General features: G+C 32.0%; 7 protein-coding genes. 2 read left to right on the top strand and 5 right to left on the bottom strand.

Annotated features, from left to right (window positions below; all coding sequences use genetic code 11):
- Window positions 1-238: 238 nt before the first annotated feature.
- Entirely contained in the window at window positions 239-976 is a 738-nt protein-coding gene (locus GKG00_RS06285) for an LPXTG cell wall anchor domain-containing protein (protein WP_110058695.1), read from the bottom strand.
- Window positions 977-1,535: 559 nt separating this feature from the next.
- Here GKG00_RS06285 and GKG00_RS06280 point away from each other — a divergent pair.
- The gene (locus GKG00_RS06280) at window positions 1,536-2,087 is read left to right on the top strand and encodes a hypothetical protein (protein WP_154254769.1); all 552 of its coding nucleotides are present in this window, start codon (window positions 1,536-1,538) and stop codon (window positions 2,085-2,087) included.
- 62 nt (window positions 2,088-2,149) lie between these two features.
- On the top strand, window positions 2,150-2,362 hold the full coding sequence (locus GKG00_RS06275; protein ID WP_154254768.1) for a hypothetical protein: 213 nt from the start codon (window positions 2,150-2,152) through the stop codon (window positions 2,360-2,362).
- Between the two features lie 36 nt (window positions 2,363-2,398).
- Here GKG00_RS06275 and GKG00_RS06270 read toward each other — a convergent pair whose 3' ends face one another.
- The 4 genes from GKG00_RS06270 to GKG00_RS06255 all read right to left on the bottom strand — a co-directional run bounded on the left by GKG00_RS06270 (window position 2,399) and on the right by GKG00_RS06255 (window position 6,534).
- The gene (locus GKG00_RS06270; protein WP_154254767.1) at window positions 2,399-2,905 is read right to left on the bottom strand and encodes a M50 family metallopeptidase; all 507 of its coding nucleotides are present in this window, start codon (window positions 2,903-2,905) and stop codon (window positions 2,399-2,401) included.
- A 35-nt stretch (window positions 2,906-2,940) separates the two neighbouring features.
- Window positions 2,941-3,414, bottom strand: coding sequence for a site-2 protease family protein (locus GKG00_RS06265; protein WP_002840771.1), 474 nt, complete (start codon window positions 3,412-3,414; stop codon window positions 2,941-2,943).
- A gap of 765 nt (window positions 3,415-4,179) precedes the next feature.
- Window positions 4,180-5,175, bottom strand: a complete 996-nt coding sequence (locus GKG00_RS06260) for a DUF5633 domain-containing protein (RefSeq protein ID WP_154254766.1) — start codon at window positions 5,173-5,175, stop codon at window positions 4,180-4,182.
- A 936-nt stretch (window positions 5,176-6,111) separates the two neighbouring features.
- The gene (locus tag GKG00_RS06255) at window positions 6,112-6,534 is read right to left on the bottom strand and encodes an ATP-binding protein (RefSeq protein WP_094206380.1); all 423 of its coding nucleotides are present in this window, start codon (window positions 6,532-6,534) and stop codon (window positions 6,112-6,114) included.
- Window positions 6,535-6,566: the final 32 nt, after the last annotated feature.

Here is a 6,566-nt window from a genome sequence, read left to right as displayed (position 1 = left end):
TTCTGTTCTATATTTTGCCATTAAAAAACTGACCTCCTTTAGTTAGTTTTTTGGTCTAACTTTTGGGGGTCAGTTCATTTCTCTGATGCATTTAATTATATCATGTAACAATATTTATCTTATCATCAGTTAGTATAGTCTGCAAATCAACTTATCTAACAAGATTGGTATTTAAAAATGGGACCAATATTGATCCCATTTTCTCTTTAAATTAATTTCTTATTCGGTTAAGGAAAAGCTATTTACGTTTTTTAAGTGAAACGAATGCACCTGCTGCTGTTGATAATGCTGCTACTGATAGTGTTATGATTTCAGCTTCGCTACCAGCTTTTGGTAATGTAACTTTTGCTTTTTTCTTTGGAGTTTTAGTGGCTTTTTTATTTTGTTGTTTTGCTAGTTTTTCATTAGTACCAACCAAAATTACTTCATCAACAACTTTATCTTTAACTTCAACATTAGTTTTAATATTATTAAGTTTACCAGTTACAGGGTCAACATCATAAGTCACAGTGTTTATAACTTTTCCGTCTTTTCCTTTAACTTTAATTTTTCTAACACCTTTTGCTAAAGTATCATCTTTCTTTTCGATTGTTTTGAATTTAGTTATTTCTTCTTTGACTTCTTTATTTCCTACTTCAAAAATACCAGCTTGTTCTTTAACAAGAACTTCTTCTTTTTCTTCTTTAACTTCTTTTCCATCAATAATCTTAGTAGTAATAGTTACTTTAACTTTACCATTAACAGGTTTTTTTAAAGGTTTTTTACCAATTTCACCTAATTTTAATTTGTCAGATGCTTGATATTTAATAGGTGCTTCAATTTCTCTGATTTCAACCTTTGTAATAACATCAGGTGTGTTTTTTTCATCGACTTGAACATTATCCGCAGGTTTTTCTGCTGCATAAGTGTTTACTCCGCCACCAACTACGATTGCACCTGCAAGTGCAGCCATCAATAATTTTTTACTAAGTTTCATAATATCATGACAATGGAAACTTCCCCAATAAGGGTGGAATTTGTCTCCTCCTTTTAAAATTTTTGCAATTGAATGCTATTTAAATCAAATTCGTTTCCAAGCAATTTCTTGCCATTCCTCCCTAGAAATCATCTCTCAATTACTGTGAGCAAACAATTTCCTAAAATATATCATGAACTATTCACGAAAAAGTGTCCTCGCTTGTGTTTATCACACTAATTTTTCGAGGATAGGCTTGGCTAGTTCATAGCCTGCCTTATGTATTGTAGCTACTTTTATAAGTAGTTATAATTGTGGTAAAAAAGTTGCTTCCATAAGAAAATTTGAATGCTTTATTCGTTAATCTTAATTATATATTAACTATTCTTCTTAAGTTTATTATACTATATAATTTTAAATAGTACAATGAATAAAACCTGTTTTCATATATTTATTTTCATGATATTTAAATTGATGGTTGTTTGGAGATTTATTATCAATTTTAATAGATTTTGTAACAACGGTTACAGAAACCTTCACTTCTTATTAGTATAATATAATCAAAAAATGGAGGGATAATATGTCAAGATTTTTAGGAAAAATTCATTATATAATGTTCGATAAGATAAATTACGTTGATGAGATTACACGCAAGATGAGTGAGTTGTTGGATGAAAATGTCGATTTGAAAAATATTGAACGTGGAGCGTTGGAGGATTTGATTGACACGGACAATATTCACGGATGGTTGCAGGTGAGAGTTGGAATCGTCGAGGATAATTTGGCGAAGGTTTTGAGTGAACTTAAAAAGGAAGATAAGCTTGAAGATGTTCTTAAAATCGCCTATGATTTTGGTGCGAAAGAGGATTTTTCGGGTGATGCTTCTGATGCTTTTCAATTTATGTCCGATAAATTCTTGGATGGGATGCCTTGTGATATGGCTAATTTGCCAGTGGAATCAGATAACGGAGAGTTCCGTTGGCTTAAGAGAATTGATGTGCATGAACAGTATTACATCTACGGCGAGCCTTCTGAAGTTTACGATGAATTCCGTCGTGCTTGGATGAATGGATTGTTGAGTAATTGTGATTTGAAATACGTCGTGGAAGATGGAATTAATATTATAAGGTAGATTTGTGCGTTTTTGGGGTATAATTATATGTAAGATAACAACAAGTGTAGGAGGTATGTTATATGTATATTAGAGAAGAAGTACTTAAAAACGCAAATAATAAGGAAAAAGTGTCAGAGATTTTGGAAAATTATTTCAAAACAGATGCAAATTACGAAAACGAACACGAACGTGACGAACTTCGCCGCCGTGGCTTTGAAGAATTGAAGTTAATCGGAGAAATCCAAGTTTATCAATTGTTGATGAACTCAGATAATGATAGAAGTAAATTATAATAATCAATCCCTTGTCGTGTGGCAAGGGATTTTTAGTTAGTTGTTGTTTGATTTTCGTGAGTTTTTCATCGCTTTTATAATATTAAGAAGTTTCAATCCGTCAGTTTGATTTACTTTCATATTTTCATATTCTTTTGGTAACAAACTAATCAAAGCCTTCCAGAAATTAATATAAAATGTGATAAATACGATGTTACGGTAAAAACCACTCACATCAGTTGAATGATTAATATCATAGATAAATGGAATCATACTTACAAATAAAATAACATTAACAAGTGGCCCCGCCAAAAACACGATCAAATTTTTCTTGTAATACCATTCTTCATAATCATCATCTAAGTAGCATGCTCCATCGGCGGGAATTAAATGTATTTTAAACCTTTTGGTTTTCAATATTTGTTTGCCTCTTCCGATTTCAATTCTCCATTTCTTTGATTGATAAGCTAAGCGATAAGCAATAGCATGTCCCATCTCATGTAAGAGTTGAGAAATTTGATAAACAAAATAAGATATTACGACTATCATTAGTGTATTAAACATTTTAACCTCGATTATGTTAATTATACAATTATAAATTAGTTCTTAATTATTTCAATTATTCTTCTTCCGTCGCTAGGAACATCTCTTTTATAATAAATTGGCAACAAAGTCCAGAAAAGTTGTGCCATATTGAATCGCAACAAAAACTTTATTGATTCTTGAAAAAGATGTGAATATCCAGCTATCATTTTCCCTTCACTTATTAATAATGGAATTGTAACAATCAGTACTATTAAATTAAATAATGGTCCACCTAATGGAATCATTATTTTTTGTAATTTGCTCTTGCTATTATAATATTCCCCATCTAACTGTGGGAGTATCTTCCCAACAACAATTATAGGTCTTATAATAAGTCTTTTAGTTTCAAATAAAACCTTACCAAGTCCCATATCTATTTTCCAATCTTTACATTTAAAGAAAATAATACACATTAAAATATGTCCCATTTCATGACAAAAAACAAGTACAATTATTATCAAGTATTTAATGATTAACTCAATCATCATCGTCTCCTCCTGAATATTTATGATTACGATTTCATTCTAACCCTTCCCACTATTTTTTGTCAAGTATTTTGTGAAAAATTATGCATTTAGGGAGTAGATGGTGCATGGTGCCTTTCCCTTGTCAGTGAAATAAATCAGATTACTTCGTTTTTCTAGAATCAATTGTAGCACTCTAATAAAAGATCGTAACTAAGCGAGTCATCTGGAGTAAATTGTGTCAAATTCAATCGAAGAAATTCGTTAAAAAATCTCATTGTCTGAGTGCGTAGCACGAGTTTGAGATTTTAGAATTTCGAGGTTAGAATTTGTCAATTTACGTAAGCCAGACGATGCGTGTCACGACTTTTATTCCGTATGTTTGTATAGCGACAGATTGCCTTTTCCTTGTCAGTGAAACAAATCAGATTACTGCTTTTGCTAAGAATATCGTCTGGATAAAATAACTAAAAATCCAAGCGAAGTGACCCGTCAAAAATCTCACTCGTGAAAGCCGTAGGCGCACTTGAGATTTTAGGGTCACAAGCGTGAGGATTTTTTTATTTTCGTAAGCAGATATTCGTGCAAAACAGTTTTCTGATTTACCTACGTCTGAAACAATTTCGGCATTCAATTTACGTAAGTGAGACTCTGCGTGGTGAGACTTTTATTCATTATCTTTGTGTTGCGACTTATCCTCTCGTCCATGTGTTCATGCGATCAAGTATTTTACTTTCCAAATAAAAAATGGGATCAATAGACCCCATTTTACTTTTTTAAAATTAAATTTTATTTGCGTTTTTTAAGTGAAGCATACACACCAAGAACACCTGCTAATGATGCTGTGGCCAGTGTTAATACTTCTGTTTCAATACCAGATTTTGGTAGTTTTTTCTTATCTGTAGTAGTTTTCACTGGTCGACTAACTTTGTTGTCTGAGGTAGTTGTATTAACTTTTTCTGATTTTCTAACAAGAGTTACTTTTTTCTTTTCTGCGTTTTTCTTGAATTCTTCGGCTTTTTTCTTAGCTTCAGCTTTCATCTCTTCATATTTCTTTTCTTCCTCAGCTTTTTTTGCTTCCTCGGCCTTTTTCTTTTCTTCTTCAGCTTTCTTCTTTTCTTCTTCGGCTTTTTTTGCTTCTTCTTCAGCCTTCTTATTTTCTTCTTCTTTTTGTTTTTCTGCTGAATTTTTCAATCCATCTACTTTCTTTTCATTTTCTGCTTGTTTCTTTTCTTCGGCAGTCTTTTCTTCTGTTTTTTCTTTTTTATCTGAATTGTTTGATTTTTCTGGTTTGATTTCCTTAAATTTTAATGTGTAGTGCCATTTGCCATCTTTTTCTTCCACGTCAAATGCATTTTTTACTAATTCTGTTTCCAAGTCTTTCTTGGCTGCTTCTTCTGCTTTTTCTTTAGTATCAAATTCGGATTGAGGCTTTAATTGTTTGATTTTTTCAATTGCTTCATCAAAACGTCTCAACATTCCTATTGCGTATTCAGTATTTAAACCTGTTGGTATATCAAAGACCGCTCTTTCTTTTTTTACTTCTATCTTTAATTTTTCTACTTCAGAAATTTTTCCTTGTTTTTTTAACTCAGGATTTTTTTCTAATTTTTCTATAATTTTATCAACATTACTCAATATTTCATTTAAAACTTCAACAGAAACTTTTTCTTGTAGCATTTTCGCATTATTTGTATTGTCCGCTGTAGCATAAGTGCTAACTCCACTGCCAAGAACTAAAGTTCCCGCAAGCACTGCTACCAATATTTTTTTATTAAATTTCATATTAATATGACAATGGAAACTTCCCTCAACGGGTGGAATTTGTCGCCTCCCTTCAACTTTTCAAATACATTTCAAATCCGTTTCCAAGCAATTTCTTGCCATTCCATTCACACTATCTACTCGTATTATCTCCAACAGAAATATTCCTACCGAAATACTCCTCGTTTTCTGCACAAAACAATTTGAATTTTTTGTTAAAATGTATGCAAATTTTGGTTTGTCAAAAGTAGTTTTGCATATAACTATTTATATTGATATTTTTATTATACTATATGATTTTAAGTAATACAATATATCCTTAATATTTCAACCTCTTTTCCTGTTTTTTCTCTACTGTTAAACAAAATCAGATTTTTGTTCTTTTTTAAAAACCAATACTAGCACTCTAATAAAAGCTCGTAACTAAGCGAGTCATCTGGAGAAAATTGTGTCAAATTCAATCGAAGAAATTCGTTAAAAAATCTCATTGTCTGAGTGCGTAGCACGAGTTTGAGATTTTAGAATTTCGAGATTAGAATTTGCCAATTTACGTAAGCCAGACGATTCGTGTTACGACTTTTATTCTGTATGTTTGTGAAGCGACAAATTTTTTTGCATGTCAGTGAAACAAATCAGATTACTGCATTTGCTAAGAATATCGTCTGGAGAAAATAACCAAAAATCCAAGCGAAGTGACCCGTCAAAAATCTCACTCGTGAAAGCCGTAGGCGCACTTGAGATTTTAGGGGCACAAGCGTGAGGATTTTTTTATTTTCGAAAGTCAGATATTCGTGCAAAACAGTTTTCCGATTTTTTCATAAATCTAAACTATCTTTGCATTCACAACAATTTACGTAAGCCAGACGATGCGTGTTACGACTTTTATTCCTTACCCTCGTGCAGCGACAATTTTTCACCAAAAAAATAGACCCTATCAAAGGGTCTATCGTGAAGGAATTATTCGTGCAATTCCACTGTTTCTTCGTGGTATTTTGCTGGTAAGCTTGATTTTTCTTTGTTCATTCCTATGAAGAAGTTAACATTAGCTTCTTTTGATAAAACTTCCAAGTTTTCTAGGAATTCTTCTAATTGTTGTTCTGTCATTTCAACGATTGAGTAAATTCCGTCTACGTAAATTGTTTCGATGTCGAAATCTTGTGACATTATTCCTGCCAAAAATCCATACAAACTTTCTGGACTTGAGATGTGGAATGTCGATGCATCTATAAGTCTTACTGAGTGATCAAGCGAGAATATGTGCTTGTCATCAGAGTCTATAAATATTATGTTACCGTTTTTGTTTTGTTTTTCGTCGTTGGCCTTATCGATCAACCATTTTGTTTTTCCGCTACCTTTAGGACCTACTACAAATTTAACCATTATTATCATCCTTTCTTAAACCATTTTAAAAA

This window comes from Finegoldia sp. BIOML-A1, assembly GCF_009678325.1.
GTDB lineage: Bacteria > Bacillota > Clostridia > Tissierellales > Peptoniphilaceae > Finegoldia > Finegoldia magna.
The sequence above is the reverse complement of the archived record's forward strand: the minus strand, read 5'-3'. Positions and strand labels throughout refer to the sequence as shown.

Coding starts and splice junctions, on each gene's coding strand:
- GKG00_RS06270 (WP_154254767.1), bottom strand. CDS start 2,905: ATGTTTAATACACTAATGATAGTCGTAATATCTTATTTTGTTTATCAA.
- GKG00_RS06255 (WP_094206380.1), bottom strand. CDS start 6,534: ATGGTTAAATTTGTAGTAGGTCCTAAAGGTAGCGGAAAAACAAAATGG.
- GKG00_RS06285 (WP_110058695.1), bottom strand. CDS start 976: ATGAAACTTAGTAAAAAATTATTGATGGCTGCACTTGCAGGTGCAATC.
- GKG00_RS06260 (WP_154254766.1), bottom strand. CDS start 5,175: ATGAAATTTAATAAAAAAATATTGGTAGCAGTGCTTGCGGGAACTTTA.
- GKG00_RS06280 (WP_154254769.1), top strand. CDS start 1,536: ATGTCAAGATTTTTAGGAAAAATTCATTATATAATGTTCGATAAGATA.
- GKG00_RS06275 (WP_154254768.1), top strand. CDS start 2,150: ATGTATATTAGAGAAGAAGTACTTAAAAACGCAAATAATAAGGAAAAA.
- GKG00_RS06265 (WP_002840771.1), bottom strand. CDS start 3,414: ATGATGATTGAGTTAATCATTAAATACTTGATAATAATTGTACTTGTT.